The organism is Gordonia sp. PP30, assembly GCF_023100845.1.
In the GTDB taxonomy this organism is placed as follows: domain Bacteria; phylum Actinomycetota; class Actinomycetes; order Mycobacteriales; family Mycobacteriaceae; genus Gordonia.
Genome location: NZ_CP095864.1, coordinates 3,772,444 through 3,791,408 on the forward strand (window position 1 = coordinate 3,772,444; position 18,965 = coordinate 3,791,408).

Annotated in this window: 21 protein-coding genes; 2 read left to right on the forward strand and 19 right to left on the reverse strand. The window is 69.7% G+C overall.

Annotation, left to right across the window (positions count from 1 at the left end; translation table 11 throughout):
• Positions 1 to 267: 267 nt before the first annotated feature.
• The 11 genes from MYK68_RS17380 to MYK68_RS17430 all read right to left on the reverse strand — a co-directional run bounded on the left by MYK68_RS17380 (position 268) and on the right by MYK68_RS17430 (position 9,203).
• Positions 268 to 666, reverse strand: coding sequence for a DoxX family protein (locus MYK68_RS17380; protein ID WP_247865000.1), 399 nt, complete (start codon positions 664 to 666; stop codon positions 268 to 270).
• A 25-nt stretch (positions 667 to 691) separates the two neighbouring features.
• Positions 692 to 1,204 (reverse strand): hypothetical protein, encoded by a 513-nt coding sequence (locus MYK68_RS17385; protein WP_247865001.1) that lies wholly within the window; start codon positions 1,202 to 1,204, stop codon positions 692 to 694.
• Positions 1,201 to 1,806, reverse strand: coding sequence for a hypothetical protein (locus MYK68_RS17390; RefSeq protein ID WP_247865002.1), 606 nt, complete (start codon positions 1,804 to 1,806; stop codon positions 1,201 to 1,203). Before MYK68_RS17390 ends, MYK68_RS17385 begins: the two co-directional genes overlap by 4 nt.
• Entirely contained in the window at positions 1,803 to 2,336 is a 534-nt protein-coding gene (locus MYK68_RS17395) for a hypothetical protein (RefSeq protein WP_247865003.1), read from the reverse strand. Before MYK68_RS17395 ends, MYK68_RS17390 begins: the two co-directional genes overlap by 4 nt.
• Positions 2,333 to 2,953 carry an Rv1363c family protein gene (locus MYK68_RS17400; protein WP_247865004.1) on the reverse strand — a complete coding sequence of 207 codons (621 nt, stop codon included), beginning with the start codon at positions 2,951 to 2,953 and terminating at the stop codon, positions 2,333 to 2,335. Before MYK68_RS17400 ends, MYK68_RS17395 begins: the two co-directional genes overlap by 4 nt.
• A 246-nt stretch (positions 2,954 to 3,199) precedes the next feature.
• A complete protein-coding gene (locus MYK68_RS17405) occupies positions 3,200 to 4,072 on the reverse strand; it encodes an SDR family oxidoreductase (protein WP_247865005.1) in 873 nt (290 codons plus the stop codon).
• Between the two features lie 4 nt (positions 4,073 to 4,076).
• A complete protein-coding gene (locus MYK68_RS17410) occupies positions 4,077 to 4,667 on the reverse strand; it encodes a TetR/AcrR family transcriptional regulator (RefSeq protein ID WP_247865006.1) in 591 nt (196 codons plus the stop codon).
• Positions 4,667 to 6,040 (reverse strand): cytochrome P450, encoded by a 1,374-nt coding sequence (locus MYK68_RS17415; protein ID WP_247865007.1) that lies wholly within the window; start codon positions 6,038 to 6,040, stop codon positions 4,667 to 4,669. Before MYK68_RS17415 ends, MYK68_RS17410 begins: the two co-directional genes overlap by 1 nt.
• An 85-nt stretch (positions 6,041 to 6,125) precedes the next feature.
• A complete protein-coding gene (locus tag MYK68_RS17420) occupies positions 6,126 to 7,163 on the reverse strand; it encodes an o-succinylbenzoate synthase (RefSeq protein WP_371307120.1) in 1,038 nt (345 codons plus the stop codon).
• A gap of 94 nt (positions 7,164 to 7,257) precedes the next feature.
• Positions 7,258 to 8,211: an esterase/lipase family protein gene (locus tag MYK68_RS17425; protein WP_247865008.1), complete on the reverse strand. Its 954-nt coding sequence runs from the start codon at positions 8,209 to 8,211 to the stop codon at positions 7,258 to 7,260.
• Positions 8,212 to 8,219: 8 nt separating this feature from the next.
• Positions 8,220 to 9,203 carry a hypothetical protein gene (locus MYK68_RS17430; RefSeq protein WP_247865009.1) on the reverse strand — a complete coding sequence of 328 codons (984 nt, stop codon included), beginning with the start codon at positions 9,201 to 9,203 and terminating at the stop codon, positions 8,220 to 8,222.
• Between the two features lie 151 nt (positions 9,204 to 9,354).
• Between MYK68_RS17430 and MYK68_RS17435 the strand changes: the two genes are divergently transcribed.
• Positions 9,355 to 10,257, forward strand: a complete 903-nt coding sequence (locus tag MYK68_RS17435; protein WP_247865010.1) for an oxygenase MpaB family protein — start codon at positions 9,355 to 9,357, stop codon at positions 10,255 to 10,257.
• Positions 10,258 to 10,307: 50 nt separating this feature from the next.
• Here MYK68_RS17435 and MYK68_RS17440 read toward each other — a convergent pair whose 3' ends face one another.
• Entirely contained in the window at positions 10,308 to 10,532 is a 225-nt protein-coding gene (locus MYK68_RS17440; protein ID WP_247865011.1) for an endonuclease domain-containing protein, read from the reverse strand.
• 139 nt (positions 10,533 to 10,671) lie between these two features.
• Positions 10,672 to 11,427, reverse strand: coding sequence for an alpha/beta fold hydrolase (locus MYK68_RS17445; RefSeq protein ID WP_247865012.1), 756 nt, complete (start codon positions 11,425 to 11,427; stop codon positions 10,672 to 10,674).
• A gap of 37 nt (positions 11,428 to 11,464) precedes the next feature.
• Here MYK68_RS17445 and MYK68_RS17450 point away from each other — a divergent pair, with 37 nt between their 5' ends.
• Positions 11,465 to 12,415 (forward strand): EamA family transporter, encoded by a 951-nt coding sequence (locus MYK68_RS17450; RefSeq protein ID WP_247865013.1) that lies wholly within the window; start codon positions 11,465 to 11,467, stop codon positions 12,413 to 12,415.
• Between the two features lie 6 nt (positions 12,416 to 12,421).
• Here MYK68_RS17450 and MYK68_RS17455 read toward each other — a convergent pair whose 3' ends face one another.
• The 6 genes from MYK68_RS17455 to MYK68_RS17480 all read right to left on the reverse strand — a co-directional run bounded on the left by MYK68_RS17455 (position 12,422) and on the right by MYK68_RS17480 (position 18,959).
• Positions 12,422 to 13,246, reverse strand: a complete 825-nt coding sequence (locus tag MYK68_RS17455) for an SHOCT domain-containing protein (protein WP_247865014.1) — start codon at positions 13,244 to 13,246, stop codon at positions 12,422 to 12,424.
• A gap of 288 nt (positions 13,247 to 13,534) precedes the next feature.
• Positions 13,535 to 14,725 (reverse strand): elongation factor Tu, encoded by a 1,191-nt coding sequence (tuf, locus tag MYK68_RS17460; protein WP_247865015.1) that lies wholly within the window; start codon positions 14,723 to 14,725, stop codon positions 13,535 to 13,537.
• Between the two features lie 104 nt (positions 14,726 to 14,829).
• Positions 14,830 to 16,947: an elongation factor G gene (gene fusA, locus MYK68_RS17465; protein ID WP_247865016.1), complete on the reverse strand. Its 2,118-nt coding sequence runs from the start codon at positions 16,945 to 16,947 to the stop codon at positions 14,830 to 14,832.
• A gap of 136 nt (positions 16,948 to 17,083) precedes the next feature.
• Positions 17,084 to 17,554, reverse strand: a complete 471-nt coding sequence (gene rpsG / locus MYK68_RS17470; RefSeq protein ID WP_105943289.1) for a 30S ribosomal protein S7 — start codon at positions 17,552 to 17,554, stop codon at positions 17,084 to 17,086.
• Between the two features lie 6 nt (positions 17,555 to 17,560).
• Entirely contained in the window at positions 17,561 to 17,932 is a 372-nt protein-coding gene (rpsL, locus tag MYK68_RS17475; protein ID WP_247865017.1) for a 30S ribosomal protein S12, read from the reverse strand.
• Between the two features lie 361 nt (positions 17,933 to 18,293).
• Positions 18,294 to 18,959: a FadR/GntR family transcriptional regulator gene (locus tag MYK68_RS17480; RefSeq protein WP_247865018.1), complete on the reverse strand. Its 666-nt coding sequence runs from the start codon at positions 18,957 to 18,959 to the stop codon at positions 18,294 to 18,296.
• Positions 18,960 to 18,965 lie beyond the last annotated feature (6 nt).

An 18,965-nucleotide genomic window follows, 5' to 3' on the forward strand; every position in this document is an offset into this window, starting at 1 on the left:
TGCCCGCCGGCTGAGCCGCCGAGGCGCCAGCCGGGGAGTGTCGAAGCCACGCCTGGCGGACGTGGGCTCAGCACGACGACGGCAACATGGCGGGTCACGATCCATATTCGCGCACGTGACCGGCCATGTTGCCGTTGTCATGCGGAGTACCGGAGCCACCACCCCGGACGACTGCCCGGCTTCGACACGGCCTCGTCTCTCGGCCTGCTCGGCCGGCGGCGGCGATCCCCGTCCAGACCGGCGGGTGCCCGCACGGGAGAGCCCTCGCTATGCGGCGTTCTCGTCCGAGTGGGACGGGCACGGGCTCTTACGCCACACGATCAGGGCCCCGGCGATCAGCGGGATCTGCAGCGGGAGGCGCGCCCAGGCGATGGTCTTGAGCAGCGGGCCCCTGTCGACCCACAGGCGCACCGTGTTGATGTTCGCCGGGAACACCGCCACGAACAGCGCGGTCGCGAGAGCGGCGGCCGGGCGGCGCGTGCGGCGCGGCAGCAGCGCCGCACCGAGGCCCAGTTCGGCGACCCCCGACGCGTAGGTCAGCGTCCGCGGGTCGGCCGGGATCTCCTTCGGGATGATCGCGTCGAACGGCTTCGGCGCGACGAAGTGCAGCACCCCCATGAACAGCAGCAGACCGGACAGTGCCTTGGCGATGCGATCGACGACCATTTCTCGATTCTACCGATCCACCGGACTACTGCGGCGACACCGGCTCCAGCCGGGCCAGCCGCCAGAGGCCGCCGATCCGCCGCATGGTCGCCCACCGGGCCACTCCCACCGTCTCCGGTTCGGGATCGTCGCCGACGCGGATGGTCTGGTCCACGAACAGCAGCGCGCGGGCGTCGTCGGGCCGCAGATCGGTGACGCCGACGTCGAGCACCTTCACCGACATCGTGATGCGCGAGGCCGTCGCTCCGGGGAAGACGACATCCGGTCCGCGCGCTTCGTAGTCGGCCGCGAGGACCCCGGCGAGCTGCGACGACGTCGCCGTACGGCGCGCGGGGTCGTCGGCGGGGGTGAAGGTCATCAGCGCCTCGGCGGCGGTGGCCGCCGCGTGCTCGACGGCCGCGCGCTCGCCCGATTCGTCCTTCCCACCGCGCAGCGCGAGCACCCCGGCGACCAGCGCGACGATCACCGCCGCGCCGACCACGACGGCCCAGCCGGCCAGAAAGCGCCGGTCGGCCGGCACCGCGATGCGCCGGGTCACGCGATCTTCTCCGTCGCCGCGACCAGCCAGCGGTCCCCGCTGCGGACCATCGTGAGGTGAACCGCGACGCGGTCGGTCCCGGGGGCGCCTCCGACCAGCTGGGGCGCGCTCGCCTGCGCCACCACCACGACACCGACCTTTCCGCGGTCGGCCGGCTGGGCGCCGGCGGAGATCACCCGGCCGGTGCTCGGCGCGCCGAGCCCGGCGACCGCCGCCCGCAGTTGCGGGCCCGCCTGGTCCAGGCGCTCGCGCTGCTCGCCGGTGGTGAGCCCGCGGATCCGGGGCAGATAGTCGTCGGCGTGCGCGGGATCGGCGGTGAGCATCTCGGTGACCGCGTGGGCCGCCGCGGCGCGCGCGGCGTCACGCTCGCGCAGACCGTCCTGCGCCGCCGACCGGGAGGCCAGCGCCCAGCCCGTCACGGCGAGCAGAATCACCGCGCCGATGACCGCGGTCACCGCCGTGAGCCGCGCGGCGGCCCGGCGTCGTCGCGCCCGCAGCCGCAGCCGGCCGGCCGCCGCGATCGCGGCGAGTCGCTCGGCACGCACCGCCTCGTCGTAGTCGTCCCGTGCCGCACGCAATCGCCCCGGGTCCGTCGTGCTCACTGGAGTTCGTCCAGACCGCTCAGCAGCCATCGGTCGCCCGACCGCACGAAATCGGCACTCACCGATTTGACCGCCGAACTGGATTCGGCTCCCGGACCGGCGGTGACCACCACACGCGCGACGACCAGCGCGGTACCCGCCCGAGCCCGCGCTTCGACCACTCCGACCTGCAACGGTTCCCATCGCACCGACTTGACCCCGGCCGGTGGTCCCGCCGACAGGCCGGTGGTGACCGAGGTCGCGAACGCCCCGGTCACCAGGGTGCGCGCATGGGCGCGATCGGCTTGCCAGGTCTCGGCGCGGGCCGAGAAGACCGCCGCGACGATCGGTCCCGCCTGGCGCTGCAACTGGTCCGCGGTGCCCGCCCGTGCCGCCACCGGTGCGCGTGCGTCCAAGGCGAACGCGCAGCACACGGCCGCCGCCATCAGCACCGCGACGGCCGCGGCGATCGCTGCCCACGACCGCGCGGTCAGCGGCGCCTGGAGCCCGCGGACCACCGCCGGCAGCCGGGATCCGGCGTCGTTCGTCATGGCAGGAACACCACGCCCGCGAGTTTCAGGGCTCCGTCCTCGGGGACCATCACCACGCGCAGCCGCAGTTGCCGGTGCTCGACGGCGACGGGACCGGCCGCGGGCGTCGGTGACGGCTCCCCGGCCTTCGCGGGATCGGCGGCCACGCGCACCGAGGCGGCGACCAGCACCACGCCGCGATCGCCCGCTCGGGAGGCGAGGGCCGCACCGTCGATTCGCGCCGACCCGGAGCTTCCGGCGCGTTCGACGAACCGGGTGTATGCCTGCGCCGACTGCGCGAAGGTGTCGTGGAATTCGCCCGTGGCGCCGTCGAGGATCTCCCGGGCCCGCTGCCGGTCGTCGGCATTCGCCGTGAGCAGCAGTTCCACGCGCTGGGCGGCGGCGTCGACCAGTTGAGCGTCGGTGTATCGGGAGGCCCGATCCACCGCCGACCAGACCGCCGCCCCGGCGCCGACGAGGGCGAGCACCGCGATCACGGCGAGGCCGATCCGGAATCCGGTGGACCAGCGTCGTCGTTCACCGGCGGCGCATTCGGCGACCGCGAGCCGGTCCGCCGCGGCACGACGCGCCGCACGCGCGTCGCGCCACCGCCGCATCTCCGCCGAACCCCGGGTCACCCGATCGACCCTAGTGCTCTCGTGTCCAGGGGTGCGTTTCGACACGACTCGCCTAGCGGCTCGTCGGCTCAACGGGCTACGGGACTGCCCCGCGTCGGGCCGGCGAAGGGCTGAGGGGTGCGTTTCGACACGACTCGCCTTGCGGCTCGTCCGCTCAACGGGCTACGGGGATCTCGGCTCCACGGGCGAAGGGGGCATCGGCTCAACGGGCAAAGGGGGCGTCGGCTCCACGGGCGAAGGGGGCGGCTAGCGCCCGATCCGGGCGTTGTAGTCGGCGCGGGCCCGCTCGTCCGGGTGCAGGAAGATGCTGTCGGTGCCGGTGAGGCGCCGCAGCCGGTTCTTCAGCCCGTGCGGGAGGACAGTGTTGACCCCGACCCAGCCCATCGACGACGGCGCCGTGACCCGCACCCGAGGCCGGGCGATCACCTCGATCACGCGGGCGGCCACCTGTTCGGGCGTGACCGTGGCGACGAGCGAGCCCGTCGTCAGGCCGTCGATCAGTGCGGTGCGGGTGAACGTCGGGAGCACCGCGGACACCCGGACTCCGTGCGGGGTGAGCTCGGCGTCGAGCGCCTCGGAGAACTCGATCACGCCGGCCTTGGCGCCGTTGTAGATGGTGAGCCCGGGGTTCGGCAACCGGCCGGCCACCGACGACACGTTCACGATCTGCCCGCGCCCGGCCGGCACCATCCGGCGCGCCGCGGCCCGGCTGCCCAGCATCACGCCGACCAGATCGATCTCGACGGTGCGGCGGATCAGCGCTTCCGAGTAGTCGAGGAAGGGGCCGACCGGCATGATCCCGGCGTTGTTGATCAGGACGTCGACCGGGCCGAGGCGGCGCTCGACCTCGTCGAGGAAGGCCTCGAACGACGACGACTCGGTGACGTCGAGTTCCAGTCCCTCCACGCCCAGGTCCGCGGCGGCCTTCCCCACGGCATCGGCGTCGATGTCGCCGATCGCGACCCGCGCTCCCGCAGACAGCAACTGCGTCGCGGTCTCGAAGCCGATCCCGCGCGCACCACCGGTGACAGCGATGACCTTGTCACGAAGCGCTTCCCGGGTCTGGGCGAGCCTGCGGTCGGCACGGGCACGGCGTATCGCCGATGGAGACAGCGTCATCGGATCAGTGGATCATCGGGGCCAGGAAGGTGGCCGCGAACTCGCGGACCGCCTCGGGGGTGCGCTGCGATTCGTCGCTCGCCGGGATCTCCAGGTACGAGATCACCAGGCGGACGTGGATCTCCACGGCGCGGTGCAGCAGATCGTCGGCCATGGTGGCGCCGGCCTTGCGGAGCGACCCGGCGACGCGATCGGTCACCATGTCGATGAAGAGCCCGCTCATCGCCGAGGTGAGCCCGCGGATCTCCGCGTCCTGTACGACCATCCGGTTGAGCAGCGGGTCGTTCTCGATCATCTCGGCACCGCGGGCGAACGCCTCGACCACGGCGTCCGCGGGGCTGAGGCCCTCGACGGTCCGCTCGAGGTCGGCCATGCCGCGCTCGAAGGTGTGGTTCGCCAGCGCGATGAGAAGGTTGTCCTTGTTCGGGAAGCGGCGGTACAGCGTCGAACGACTGACGCCCGCGGTCTTCGCGATGGAGTCCATGTTCGCCTGGCGCACGCCGACGTCGGTGAACTCCCGCGCCGCGGCCCGCAGGATCGCGGCCTCCTGTTCCTCCGTCGACGCGGTGACGCGTGCCTTACGAGAGCCCGGCATCAGCGTCGCACCAGGGTGACGGGCAGACGATCCTTGGGTACCGGGAGCGCACTGTAATCCATGGGTAGACGGTATCCCGCGGGCACCGACCACTCGTAGTCGCGCAGCAGATTGTGCATGATCGTCTTGATCTCCATCTGGCCGAAGTACAGGCCGATGCACTTATGGACCCCGCCGCCGAACGGCATCCACGCCATGCGGTGCCCCTTGTCCTCGGCGCGCTCCGGCGAGAAGCGCTCGGGGTCGAACCGGCCGGGATCGGTGTAGTACTTCCGGTCCCGGTGATTGGCCATCTGCGGCACGCACACCATGGTGCCCTCCGGGATGAAGCGGCCCAGCACCTGCGTGTCCTTGATGGCCATCCGAGGCTGCGCGGGCACCGGCGGACACATCCGCAGCGACTCCTTCATCACCGCGTCGAGCACGGTCAGGTCGGCGAGGCCGTCGTAGGTGAGCTCCGGACCCAGTTCCATCGACTGCGCCCGCGCGGTGGCCTGCCACTCCGGGTGCTGCGCCATGCGGTACGCCATCTGGGTCATCGTGATGGTCGACGTGTCGTGCGCGGCCATGAGCACGAAGATCATGTGGTTCACCACATCGTCGTCGCTGAACCGGTGGCCGTCGTCGCTCTCGGCGTGGCACAGCACCGAGAACAGGTCGGGCGTCGCCGTGGCACGTTTCGCCGGGAGATGCTGGTAGAAGAATTCTTCGAGGATCTTGCGGGATCGCAGGCCCTTCCACCACCGCCCGCCGGGGACCGGTTTGCGCACGAGAGCGACACCCGCGCGGACCGTCTCGATGAACGCCTTGTTGAGGCGGTCCGCCTCGGCCTTGCTCAGTTCCAGGCCGAGGAATATCTCCAGGGCGACGTCGAGGGTGAGCTTCTTGAACTCCTCCATCAGCAGCACTCGCCCGTGTCGGTCCAGCCCGCTCGCTCCGCTCCCGCTGGTCGGGAACCGCGCGACCCGGTCGACGATCACCGGCTGCATCTCCGCGAAGTAGCCCTTGAGCACGTTCGGCGAGAACGCCTGCTGCATGATGTGCCGGTGGTGGCGGTGCTCGTCGAAGTCGAGCAGCATGATTCCGCGGTTGAAGAACGGCCCGATGAAGAAGCTCCACGCGGGGGCGTTCGCGAACGCCCGGTCCCGGTTCATCAGGATCTCGCTCGCCGCCTCGGCGCCGCTCGCGATCACCATCCGGACCCCGAAGGCGTTGAGGGCGGAGACGTCGCCGTATTCGGCACGACGACGGTCGGCGAACGCGAACGGATCGCGCCGCATGGACAGCACCTCCAGGACCCCGTTGCGGGTGCTGACCGGAACGGGCCGCAGACCGCTCTCGGCGTCGGGCGTGGCGAGCAGCGGCACGGCCATGATTCCTCCTGGAGCGCGAACTATGAAGCAGCTCACTCCATTGAAACAGATTTCGCCATCTGTTTCTAGGATCCGGCTGACGAGGTCAGCGCGCCATCAAGACGGCGTGGCAGCGCCGCAGGCGTTCGATCCACCAGGCGGTGCGCTCGGGCGAGGCGAGCGGCAGGTCGTCGAAGGGCTGCACGATCTTCGGCTTCACCACGCCCTTACGCGGGATGAACGACGGCGCCGTGTCCTCCTCGAAGAGCACCGCCGTGCCGAGTCCGCAGGCGTGGTCGAGCACCGGGAGGGCGGCCGCGGCGGAGACCGACGCCGACATGCCGATCGCGGTGTCGAGCGCACTGGAGATCACCACGTCCATCTTGAGGCCGCTCGCGAGTGCCAGCACCTTGCGCATGCCGCCGAGCGGCGCCACCTTCAGCACCGCGATGTCGGCCGCATCGGCCTTGGCCACCAGCAGCGGATCCTCGGAACGGCGGATCGACTCGTCGGCGGCGATCGGCACGTCCACCACGCGACGCACCGCGGCCAGCTCCTTAATGGTCGCGCACGGCTGCTCGACGTATTCCACGTCGCCGATCGCTTCGATGGCCTCGATCGCCGTGGGCACGTCCCACGCCCCGTTCGCGTCGATCCGCACCCGGGGGATCACCTCGCGCGCCGCGGCGACGCGCTGCACATCGTCGTCCAGAGTCTGGCCGGCCTCGGCGACCTTGACCTTGGCGGTCGTCGCGCCGGGGTAACGGGCAAGGACCTCGGCCACCTGGTCGGCGGGCACGGCGGGCACCGTCGCGTTGACCGGCACGGTGTCGCGGACGGCCGGCGGCGGCCCCTGCCAGGCGGCCTCGATCCCGGCGGCGAGCCAGTTCGCGGACTCGACGTCGTCGTACTCGACGAACGGCGAGAACTCGCCCCAGCCCTTGAGGCCGCGGAAGATCATCGCCTCGCGCACGGTGATTCCGCGGAAACGGGTGCGCATCGGCAGGGCCACCACCAGCGCGGACTCTTCGATCACGTCGAGCGGCGGCAGTTGCGGTTTGCTCGCCCGGACGGTGAAGATCGGCATCTCCCCCTGCTTGCCGGGGATGGCGAACGGATTGTTGGCGCCGGGCTGATAGACCATGCTGCGAGCCTACCGAGCGGGACCGGTTCAGCCGGCCGAGGCGTGTCTCCCGAGTCTTCTCCGAGGACCGGAAAGAGACTCGGGAGACAGGCCCTTACCCGCCGAGCCCGGGTGCGACCGGCACGCACGGCACCGGCCGGGGATGCGCCGGATCGAGAGCGTTCAGCACCACCGCCACCGACCGCGGCGACGCGACGATCGAGAGATGGTCGGAGCGGTCGGCCGGACAGGTGTCCTGCAGCACGATGTTGGTGGTGCGCGGGCCGGGCACGTCGCCGTCGGTGTACGGCTCGACGATGCCGTCGTGCCTCGTCATCACGTTGGTGTAGGCGATGCCCGGAACGTAGGGGCCGCCGCCGGCGTTGATCTGATTCATGAAGGCCGAGCCGTACTGCTCCTGGTTGCACTCGGGATAGGGCCACAGGCCACCCGCGCCCACGGAGTCCAGGAACGCCGCGGCGCCGTTGCACGCGCTGCTGTCCTGGCCCTTCCAGTACGGCGCCAGCGAGATGTACTTGTCGACCTCGTGCGCGCCGCCCAGGTATTTGACCCAGTAGGCGGGCATCAGGGTGCCCTCGGAGTGGCCGACGATGTCGACCTGCCGCGAGCCGGTCGCCGCACGCACTCGCGCGACGAATCGCTGCAGCTCGACGGCGCTGGTGCGCATGTCGTTCAGGCCGCCGAGCGCGCTCACCGGCCAGGTCGTGCCCGGCCGCACCCCGTAGGTCAGCGCGAAGACGCAGTAGCCCTCGTTGTGCAGCGCCGGCACCATCGTCGCCCAGTTGGTCTGCCGGTTGCCGCCGGTGCCGTGGACCAGGATCACCGGGTTCGGATGTGCGGCGCTCGGCGTGCAATGCCAGTCGTTGGAGCCGGGCAACGACCCGCCGGGATTCCGCAGCTCGGCCCGGGCACCGTCGAAGAAGTCGTGCGAGACGGGCAGCGTGTCGTGCGCCCGTGCCGCCCCCGGCGCGCCCAGGATCGTCACGACGAGGCACGACGCCACGGTGACCCATACCGCGAGGGTGCGGCGAACCGCGGACGCAGCCATGCCCGACCCTACTGCGGCCGGCCGGCCGGAGAGCCGTACACCGGCCCCGCGGCGTGCACGGGCGCGGATCGGTCGTTCCCGGCGACGAGCTTGTCGACCAGCACGCCGATCCAGGCGAAGACGACCACCACCACGACGACGGGCAGCGCATAGATCACCAGGTCGCTCACCGCGTTCCCGATCGGCGTGTAGGCCGGGCGCCACTCCAGCTTCCCGAGGAGCCAGCACGCCACCGCGGCGATCAGCCCCGCGACCGGCGCGAGGAGCAGCGTCGCCGCCGACCTCCGCCGGGCCCGGAACCAGGCGCACACGATCAGCGTCACCGCGACGAAGATGGAGACCGGAAACGTGGCCTCCGAGCCGACGACGGACCTCAGCGCGCCGTTGTGCGGCAGCCAGAGGTGCAGGGCGACCAGGAGATTCCAGGCGAAGACCACACCGACGGCACCCAGCGCGAACAGCACCGTACCGGTCCGTGAGCGCAGCCGGGTATCGACCGCGGGAATCACGAACAGTGCGGCGACGAGCGGCGGAAGCACCCACAGCCCGCGGAGGAATCCCCACTGCATCGCGGACAGCGAGGCGTGTTCCGAGAGCAGCGATGCCCCGAACGTCGCCAGGAAGCCGAGGCCGAGATAGGCCACCGCGGCGAGGATGCCGCAGACGAATCCGGCGACAGTTCCCCCGTTCCCACCGGATCGCGCGGGCACGGGGGTCTGCGGAAGGTAGCCGGGCGCCGAGGGCGGATAACCCGGCCCGGGGTAGGCGGGCGCCGAGGGCGGATAGCCCGGCGCGCGGTAGCCGGGTGCGGCGGGCGGATGAGCGGGCGCCGGGTACCCGGGCGGCGGGGCCGGATACCCGGCGTGTGCGGGCATTCCGGCGGGCGCAAGGCCCGGCGCGGCCGTCCGCGGGCGGCCGGACGCGTCGTCGAGCGCACCGTACGTGGGCGGCGGCCCCGGTGCGGCATGGCGGGGCGCATGCGGCTGACTCATGGGGCGACAGTATCCCGTCCCTGGCCCGACCGCCGGAGCGAGCGGGATCGCCACCTCACGATCATCGGACAGATGGGAACAATCCGGCATACCCACCCCAGATTGGCACAATTACTGAGTTCTGTTTCAATCTCGCGTTACACTGGATCCCATGACCACCGACTTCTCCACGGGGGTGCGCGAGGCGGAGCCGAGCATCCTGGGCACCGATGAACCCGAACTCCGGCTCGGCGCCGACTCGCTGCTGTGGAAATTCGCCGGGGACGTGCGCATGGTGTTCGGATTCCAGCGGCTCGCCGGCACGGAGAACTGCATCGAGCAGCTCGCCCAGGGGGTCGAGGACCATTCGGTGATCTTCAGCGACTTCCTCGGCCGTGCGCGCCGGACCGGGCCGCCGGTGATGCGCACCATCTACTCCGACGACCCGTACGCGTGGGGCCACCGGGTCCGCGACTTCCATCGCGAGATCAAGGGCACCATCGCCGACGGTTCCCGCTACCACGCGCTCAACCCCGAACTGTTCTATTGGGCGCACGCGACCTTCGTCGACCAGGTCCTGTACATCACCGACACCTTCATCCGGCGACTCTCGTACGAGGAGAAGGTGCAGATCTTCGACGAGAGCAAGGTCTGGTATCAGCTGTACGGCGTCAGCGACCGGAGCCAGCCGCAGACGTACGAGGAGTTCCGCGCGTACTGGCAGTCGATGTGCGAGCGATTCGTCCCGACGCGGACGATCGTGTACGCGACCGGCTATCTCCGGAAGGGACTGCCCCGGCCGCGGCGGATCCCCGGACCGCTGTGGCGGATGACGTCGGCGCCGTTGAACGCCGCGCTGCGGCTGGTCGTGATCGGCACCCTTCCCCCGGAGATGCGCGAGGTCTGCGACCTGGACTGGTCACCACGCAGGCAACGCCGGTTCGACAGGTTCGCGGCGCTGATGCGCGCGGCCAACCCGCTGTTCAACCGGCTCCCCCTGCGGTGGCTCTACGTGCCGTGGGCCTTCGAGGGCTGGACCCGCACCGGTGCCGACCCCCGGCGTATCCACAACTGAACCACGGGGCGCCGGCCGCGGCGTTCGGACCTCATCGCTCCGTCGCGTCGTCAACCGGCCAGGAACATCCTGTCCCGGAGAAGACCGATCACCGGTTCCAGGCAGCCCGCCGGATCGCCGGTGAGGTCGTGCCGGCTGAAGCTCAGGGTGACCCCTCCGGCGGTGGCGAGGGCGTTGCGCTTGCGCATGTCCCGCGAGAACGCCTTGTGGTCCCGGTGATGTGCCCACCCGTCAATCTCGACCGCGACCTTCAGCTCCGGCCAAGCGAAGTCCACGACCCAGCCATGGAACGGATACTGCTGCACACGGCCTTCGAGCGCCTCCGTCCTGACCAGATTCCTGGAACCGGACGTTTCTACGGTCGGCGACCGTAGAAACGTCCGGTCTCGCGGCCGTCCCCGGTCGAGCCCCGGTTCACCCCAGCAGGTGGCGCCGCACGGCGACGGTGAACTCGCGCGGACGGTCGCGGTGCACGCTGTGGCTGGACGGGATGGTCGTGAACTCCCCGTTCGGCAGCACGTCGGCGATCCGGCGCAGATGCCGCGGCGCGAGGAAGCTCCGCTCCCCGCCGGACACCACGAGCACGGGCGCCGACAACGCCCCGAGTCCGTCCCACCAGTCCGTATCGACCCGCTCGAACTGCCGGCCCACCTGGTCCGGCACGGTGCGGTCGAACCGGACCAGGGTCATCGGGCTGGTCACCACCGCGCGGATCCCGCGGAGCCGATCCCCCAGCCCGGCGAACGCCGGCACGACCTTCTCCTCCAGATCCGCCGCGCTCTGCGGCATGGGCGGCGGTTCCTCCAGCACCAGCCGCCCCACCCGGTCGGGCCGGGTCATCGCGAGCCGCAGCGCGGAGTGCGCACCCAGCGAATGCGCGACCACATCCACCCGGGGCACGGCGAGGTCATCGAGGACCGCGCCGAGATCGTCCGCGAAGTCGCCGAGCCCGTAACGGCGGGCGCGCTGACTGTGGCCGTGTCCGCGCAGGTCGACGGCGATGGTGCTCCGCCCGGCGGCGCGCAGTACCGACGCCACGCGCCGCCACGTTCCGTGGTCGCCGCCCATGCCGTGCACCAGCAGGACCGGTCGCTCGTCGTCCCCGGACGGCCGCCGTCGCACCTCGAGGGCGAGATCCGGCGCCTCGCCGTCCCGCTGAATCACCCGCACGGGTATCCAGTGTAGGCGGAGGCGCTAGCGTGACCGGGTGCGAGACTCACGATTCACCAGTGGCTTGGCCTTCGCCGCGGTGTCGGCGGCGTCGTTCGGCCTGTCGGGCACCGTCGCCCGGTCCCTGCTCGAGATCGGCTGGTCGGCCGGGGCGGCGGTGACCGCGCGGATCACGATCGCCGGACTGGTGCTGCTGCTCCCTGCGGTGTGGAGCCTGCGCGGCCGGTGGCATACCCTCGCGAACGGCCGGGTCTGGGGCGCGATAGTGACATACGGCCTGGTCGCGGTCGCCATCCCCCAACTCTGCTACTTCTACTCCGTGATGACGCTGCAGGTCGCGGTCGCCCTGCTGATCGAGTACATCGCGCCGGTCGCCGTGGTCGTCTGGATGTGGGCGCGGCACGGCCAGCGCCCGACGTGGCTGACCGCCGCGGGCGCGGTGATCGCGGCCATCGGCCTCGCGCTGATCCTTCAGGTATTCGGCGGTGTCAGCCTCGACGCGGTCGGTGTCGCGTGGGCGCTCGGCGCGATGCTGGGCGCGGCGGGCTTCTTCATCCTGTCCGCGCACACCGCACCCGACCTGCCCGGCATCGCACTCGCGTCGGGCGGTCTTCTCGCCGCCGGGCTCGGACTCGGCCTGGCCGGGCTGCTCGGGGTGCTGCCGATGGCGGAATCGACGGACGACGTCGAGCTGGCCGGTGCGCCGCTGCCCTGGTGGGCGGCCGTGGCCCTGCTCGCACTGGTCACCGCGGCGCTCGCCTACGTCACCGGGATCGCCGCCACCCGGCGGCTCGGCGCCCGTCTCGCCTCCTTCGTCGCACTGTCCGAGGTGGTCGCCGCGGTGATCTTCGCCTGGGCGCTGATCGGCGAGGTGCCGACCGCGGTGCAGCTCGCCGGCGGTGCGCTGATCCTGATCGGCGTCATCGTCGTGAAGCTGGGCGAGCGCGAGCCGATCCGCCCCGACGAACTCGACCTGGTCGATCCGTGACGTGGCTCAGAGGCTGCCGAGGATCTTGGCGCGGAGGTCGTCGTACTCGGCTCGTGAGATCCGGCCGCCCGCGAACAGGCCGTCGATCTCGTTGAGCCGCTGCGTCACGGTGCGCCCGTCCGGGGCCGCGGCCGCCGGTTCCGGCGATCCGGCCGGGCCGCGCGTCTTCCCGTATCGGCGAGCGATCTCCAGGACCTCGCCGCGCACCTGCGGATCGCCACGCAGATCCAGCGTGCCCTGGACGGGGATACCGTTGCGCGACAGGATGTCCAGCACCTGGACGAGCGCCTCGCGGTTGCCGGTGAGGTCGTAGTCGACGCCGTCCTCGGTCGAGGTCATCACGGCGGGGACCGAACCGGCGTAGAGCTGGGTCAGGTCCCAGTCGACCTCGAACTTCTGCGTCTCCGGATCGACCTGTACGGCCAGCACCCGGCTCGGCAGGAGTCCGACGGCGATCGTCGGGACGGTCATCCGCTTGGTCGCGGTGAACGACGGCACGCGCGGCCCGTGGATCCGCAGGTCGAAGGCGATCACCCGCCGGTCGTTGATCTCCATGCCGGTCTCCTGCAGCGACGTGACCTCGGCGACGGCCGGGCAGCCGGAGACCGCCAGCCGGGACGACTCCGCGCGGCCCCGGACGGTCGCCGTCGTGAGGCCCAGCGCGATCAGGACGTCGACGACCGTGATCCCCAGGCCCGCCCACAGCATCCACCGGGCGTCGTCGCTGCCGATCGCGAAGTAGCCGATCAGGAAGATCGGTCCGACGATCCCGGCGACGAGCATGAAAGCGAAGTACTTCAGAAACGTCTTGATGAAGTCGGCACCGTCCATGAGCGGGAGCCTAGCGACCGCACGCCGCGAGCGCGACGCCCGCGGCCGTTCCGGAAATGCGGCATTCCGCGGTGTCCACGACCCTCACCGCCGACTCGCCCGTGCTCGAGTGCCGCGGCGACGGTGTCACGGATGCACGAAGTGCCCGCCCCGGACGAACCGGAACCCTTCGACCGCGTGTCGTCGCAGGCTCCGCCACGCATGCTCAGGACAGGCGGACGAAACACGAAGTGCCCGCCCCGGACGAACCGGAACGGGCACTTCGAGAAAGACCTCAGAGAGTCAGACTCACTTGATGATCTTGGTGACGCGGCCGGCACCGACGGTGCGGCCACCCTCGCGGATGGCGAAGCGCAGGCCCTCGTCCATGGCGACCGGCTGGATGAGCTTCACGGTCATCTCGGTGTTGTCGCCCGGCATGACCATCTCGGTGCCCTCGGGGAGGGTCACGACGCCGGTCACGTCCGTGGTACGGAAGTAGAACTGCGGACGGTAGTTGTTGAAGAACGGGGTGTGGCGGCCGCCCTCGTCCTTCGACAGGATGTACGCCTGGCCCTCGAACTCGGTGTGCGGGGTGGTGGTACCCGGCTTCACGATGACCTGACCGCGCTCCACGTCCTCACGCTTGAGGCCGCGCAGCAGCAGACCGGCGTTGTCGCCGGCCTGGGCCGAGTCGAGCAGCTTGTGGAACATCTCGATACCGGTGACGGTGGTCTTGGTGCTCTTCTCGCGGATGCCGACGATCTCGACTTCCTCGTTCACGTGGACCTCGCCGCGCTCCACACGACCGGTGACCACGGTGCCGCGGCCGGTGATGGTGAAGACGTCCTCGACGGGCATCAGGAACGGCTTGTCGGTCTCGCGGACCGGGTCCGGCACCGAGTCGTCGACGGCCTGCATGAGGTCCTCGACCGACTTGACCCACTTCGGGTCACCCTCGAGCGCCTTCAGCGCCGAGATCGGGATGACCGGGGCGTCCTCGTCGAACTCCTGGGCGGCCAGCAGTTCGCGGACCTCCATCTCGACGAGCTCCATGATCTCCTCATCGTCGACCATGTCGGCCTTGTTGAGAGCGACCAGGATGTAGGGCACGCCGACCTGGCGGGCGAGCAGCACGTGCTCACGGGTCTGCGGCATCGGGCCGTCGGTGGCGGCCACGACCAGGATCGCGCCGTCCATCTGGGCGGCACCGGTGATCATGTTCTTGATGTAGTCGGCGTGACCCGGAGCGTCGACGTGAGCGTAGTGACGCTTCTCGGTCTGGTACTCGACGTGGGAGATGTTGATCGTGATACCACGAGCCTTCTCCTCCGGAGCCTTGTCGATCTGATCGAAAGCGAAGCTCTCGTTCAGGTCCGGGTACTTGTCGGCCAGCACCTTGGTGATGGCGGCCGTGGTGGTGGTCTTGCCGTGGTCGACGTGACCGATGGTGCCGATGTTCACGTGCGGCTTGGTCCGCTCGAACTTCGCCTTGCCCACTTGTGTCCTCCTGGACTCGGGTCTACCGGGGCGTTCCCGGCAGAGGTCTGTGTTTACTAGTTTATTGCGCCGCAGCGCGGGTCCGCCCGGGCGGGCCGGAGAAGTTACTCTCCGGTCGCCTTCGCGATGATCTCCTTCGACACGTTCGCCGGAACCTCGGCGTACGAGTCGAAAACCATGGAGTAGTTAGCTCGGCCCTGAGTCTTCGACCGCAGGTCTCCGATGTAGCCGAACATCTCCGACAGCGGAACCTGAGCCTTGACGACTCGAGCACCGCTGCGCTCCTCCATGGCCTGGATCTGGCCACGGCGGGAGTTCAGGTCGCCGATGACGTCGCCCATGTAGTCCTCCGGAGTAGTGACCTCGACGGCCATGATCGGCTCCAGAATGACGGGCTGTGCCATGCGTGCAGCCTCTTTGAGAGCCTGCGAACCGGCGATCTTGAAGGCCATCTCCGAGGAGTCGACGTCGTGGTACTGACCGTCGAGCAGGGTGACCTTCAGGTTGACCAGCGGGTAGCCAGCCAGCACGCCGTACTGCATCGCGTCCTGCGCACCGGCATCCACCGACGGGATGTACTCGCGCGGGACACGACCGCCGGTGACGGCGTTCTCGAACGCGTAGGTGGCGCCTTCCTCGGCGTCGACCAGCGGCTCGAGCTTGATCTGGACCTTCGCGAACTGGCCCGATCCACCCGTCTGCTTCTTGTGGGTGTAATCGTGCTTCTCGACGGTCTTGCGGATCGTCTCACGGTAGGCGACCTGCGGCTTGCCGACGTTCGCCTCGACCTTGAACTCGCGACGCATGCGATCGACGAGGATGTCGAGGTGGAGCTCGCCCATACCGCCGATGACGGTCTGGCCGGTCTCCTCGTCGAGCTGCACCGAGAAGGTCGGATCCTCTTCGGCGAGCTTCTGGATCGCGACGCCCAGCTTCTCCTGATCGGACTTGGTCTTCGGCTCGATCGAGACGTTGATGACCGGGTCCGGGAAGGTCATGGACTCCAGGACGATCGGGTTGGCCGGATCGCACAGGGTGTCGCCCGTGGTGGTGTCCTTCAGGCCGATCATCGCGTAGATGTGGCCCGCGACGGCGTCGTCGACCGGCATCTCCTTGTTGGCATGCATCTGGAAGAGCTTGCCGATGCGCTCCTTCTTGCCCTTGGTGGCATTCAGGACCTGGGTGCCGGGTTCGACCTTGCCCGAGTAGACGCGGACGAAGGTCAGCTTGCCGAAGAACGGGTGCGCGGCGATCTTGAAGGCCAGAGCCGAGAACGGCTCGTCCTTGCTGGGCTTGCGAACCAGCTGCTCTTCCTCGTTGCCGAGGGCGTGACCGTGCACCTCACCGATGTCCAGCGGACTCGGCAGGTAGTCGATCACGGCGTCGAGCATCGGCTGCACGCCGCGGTTCTTGAACGCGGAACCACACAGCACCGGGTACAGCTCGGAGTTGACGGTCATCTTGCGGATGGCGCCCTTGATCTCCTCGACCGTGAGCTCCTCGCCGGAGAAGTACTTCTCCATGAGGGACTCGTCGGACTCGGCGACGGTCTCGAGCAGCTGCTCGCGGTACTCGGCGGCCCGGTCGGCGAGATCGGCGGGGATCTCCTGCACCTCGTACGAGGCACCCATCGTCACGTCGCCCTTGGCGTCGCCCGGCCAGACCAGCGCGCGCATCTCGACGAGGTCGACGACGCCGACGAAGTCGTCCTCGGCACCGATCGGGAGCTGCACGACCAGCGGCTTCGCGCCCAGGCGATCGATGATCGTCTGCACGGTGAAGTAGAAGTCCGCGCCCATCTTGTCCATCTTGTTGACGAAGCAGATGCGCGGGACGTCGTACTTGGCGGCCTGGCGCCAGACCTGCTCCGACTGGGGCTCGACGCCCTCCTTGCCGTCGAAGACGGCGACGGCACCGTCGAGCACGCGGAGGCTGCGCTCCACCTCGACGGTGAAGTCGACGTGACCCGGGGTGTCGATGATGTTGATCTGGTTCTTGTTCCAGAAACAGGTGACGGCGGCGGAGGTGATGGTGATACCCCGCTCCTTCTCCTGCTCCATCCAGTCGGTGGTCGACGCACCGTCGTGGGTCTCACCGATCTTGTAGTTGACACCCGTGTAGAACAGGATGCGCTCGGTGGTGGTGGTCTTGCCGGCATCGATGTGCGCCATGATGCCGATGTTGCGGACCTTGGTGAGGTCGTTCAGCACTTCCTGTGCCATTGGGTTCCTTCGGAAGTTAGAGGACTTGAGGCTGTCTTCATCTCGGGGCGCTCGCGCCGCCGAAACAAGTCTGGCGGGCCGTGGCGACATCCGCTGAACTGCGGATGCCGCCGCGGCGGCCGCTCAGACTAGAAGGTCACCAGCGGTAGTGGGCGAAGGCGCGGTTGGCCTCGGCCATCTTGTGGGTGTCCTCGCGTCGCTTGACGGAGGCGCCCAGGCCGTTGGAGGCGTCCAGCAGCTCGTTGGCGAGGCGCTCGACCATGGTCTTCTCGCGGCGCTGCCGGCTGAAGGTGACCAGCCAGCGCAGGGCCAGCGTGTTGGCGCGGCCCGGCTTGACCTCGATCGGCACCTGGTAGGTGGCACCGCCGACGCGGCGGCTCTTGACCTCGAGGGTGGGCTTGACGTTGTCGAGCGCACGCTTGAGGGTGATGACCGGATCGGTGCCGGTCTTCTCGCGGGTGGCCTCGAGGGCCTCGTACACGATCCGCTCGGCGGTCGACTTCTTGCCGTCGAGCAGGATCTTGTTCACCAGCTGGGTGACCAGCGTCGAACCGTAGACCGGGTCGTTGACGAGGGGGCGCTTGGGTGCGGGTCCTTTACGTGGCATGACTTATCAGTTCCCCTTCTTGGCGCCGTAGCGGCTGCGAGCCTGCTTGCGGTCCTTGACACCCTGGGTGTCGAGCGAGCCGCGGATGATGCGGTAACGAACACCCGGGAGGTCCTTCACACGGCCACCGCGGACGAGCACCATCGAGTGCTCCTGCAGGTTGTGACCCTCACCGGGGATGTATGCGGTGACCTCGACGCCGCTGGTGAGGCGCACGCGGGCGACCTTACGCAGAGCGGAGTTCGGCTTCTTCGGGGTGGTGGTGTACACGCGGGTGCACACGCCGCGGCGCTGCGGGCTGCCCTTCAGAGCGGCGGTCTTCTTGACGGAGACCTTGTCCTTGCGGCCCTTGCGGACCAGCTGGTTAATAGTTGGCACTGAGTTCTTTCTCCTCGTGACCGGCGGGCGCCGGTCGTTCATCGTGTCGCGGTTGGTGCTCCGGGCAGGTCGCTCGCGGCGTTTCAGGCGCCTCGAACGGTTTCCGCAACTCGCCCCACCAGGGCTATTAACCCTGGTCAGTGGGATAATCGTGCACCCGTTGTCGGGCGTGTCGCAGCAGGTACGACGTGGTCACGACTCCCCGCTCGCCGCCCGGATCTCCGGACGCCAGACGGGCAGCATCCAGCCTGGGCCGGACGCCGACGTACTACTCTACCGGCCTGGTTTCGACAGGTCAAAACTCTTGACGGGGCGGCCGAACGCATCCCGAACACGCCGGCGACACGCCGCGCGGATCGCCCTACGCGTCGGCATTGATCAGGGTCGATGCCGCCGTCCGCGCCGCCCCGGCGTCCCGCGCGATCACCGCGTCCACCAGCAGCTCGTGAGCCGCGGTGTTCGACGGCCCCGCGCCGCCCGCCTGATGGACGATCACCTCTCGCAGCGCGGGCAGCAGCGAGTCGTAGAACTCCAGATACACGGCGTTGTGACTGGCCGCGACGATCGCCCGGTGCAGTCGGGCGTCGGCCTCGACGGCGGCCGGCCAGTCGACCGGCGGCTCCTGCTCGGGCCAGTCCCGGTTCCGGAGGGCCAGCAGCCTCCGGAGTTCGGCGACGTCGGCATCACTGCGGCGCTCGGCCGCCAGCCCGGCGGCGGTCACTTCCAGGGCCTCGCGCAGTTCCAGCAGATCGCGCCGGCGCGCGGCAGCGAAGAAGCCGCCGAACGCGACCTCCCGCTCATCACGCGCGACGACATAGGTGCCCGACCCCTGCCGCCGCTCCAGCAGACCGGCATGCACCAGCGACTGCACGGCCTCGCGCACCGTGTTGCGCGCCGTACCCGTCATCTCACACAGCTCGGGTTCGGTCGGGATCCGCTGCCCGACGACCCAGCGCCCCCGGGCGATCTCCTCGCGGAGCTGCTCAGTGACCTGGGCGATCAGGGTGCCACGCTTCACCTCCCGCATGCCCTC

Coding starts and splice junctions, on each gene's coding strand:
- MYK68_RS17380 (WP_247865000.1), bottom strand. CDS start 666: ATGGTCGTCGATCGCATCGCCAAGGCACTGTCCGGTCTGCTGCTGTTC.
- MYK68_RS17395 (WP_247865003.1), bottom strand. CDS start 2,336: ATGACGAACGACGCCGGATCCCGGCTGCCGGCGGTGGTCCGCGGGCTC.
- MYK68_RS17405 (WP_247865005.1), bottom strand. CDS start 4,072: ATGACGCTGTCTCCATCGGCGATACGCCGTGCCCGTGCCGACCGCAGG.
- MYK68_RS17410 (WP_247865006.1), bottom strand. CDS start 4,667: ATGCCGGGCTCTCGTAAGGCACGCGTCACCGCGTCGACGGAGGAACAG.
- MYK68_RS17415 (WP_247865007.1), bottom strand. CDS start 6,040: ATGGCCGTGCCGCTGCTCGCCACGCCCGACGCCGAGAGCGGTCTGCGG.
- MYK68_RS17420 (WP_371307120.1), bottom strand. CDS start 7,163: ATGGTCTATCAGCCCGGCGCCAACAATCCGTTCGCCATCCCCGGCAAG.
- MYK68_RS17425 (WP_247865008.1), bottom strand. CDS start 8,211: ATGGCTGCGTCCGCGGTTCGCCGCACCCTCGCGGTATGGGTCACCGTG.
- MYK68_RS17430 (WP_247865009.1), bottom strand. CDS start 9,203: ATGAGTCAGCCGCATGCGCCCCGCCATGCCGCACCGGGGCCGCCGCCC.
- MYK68_RS17435 (WP_247865010.1), top strand. CDS start 9,355: ATGACCACCGACTTCTCCACGGGGGTGCGCGAGGCGGAGCCGAGCATC.
- MYK68_RS17455 (WP_247865014.1), bottom strand. CDS start 13,246: ATGGACGGTGCCGACTTCATCAAGACGTTTCTGAAGTACTTCGCTTTC.
- fusA (WP_247865016.1), bottom strand. CDS start 16,947: ATGGCACAGGAAGTGCTGAACGACCTCACCAAGGTCCGCAACATCGGC.
- rpsG (WP_105943289.1), bottom strand. CDS start 17,554: ATGCCACGTAAAGGACCCGCACCCAAGCGCCCCCTCGTCAACGACCCG.
- MYK68_RS17480 (WP_247865018.1), bottom strand. CDS start 18,959: ATGCGGGAGGTGAAGCGTGGCACCCTGATCGCCCAGGTCACTGAGCAG.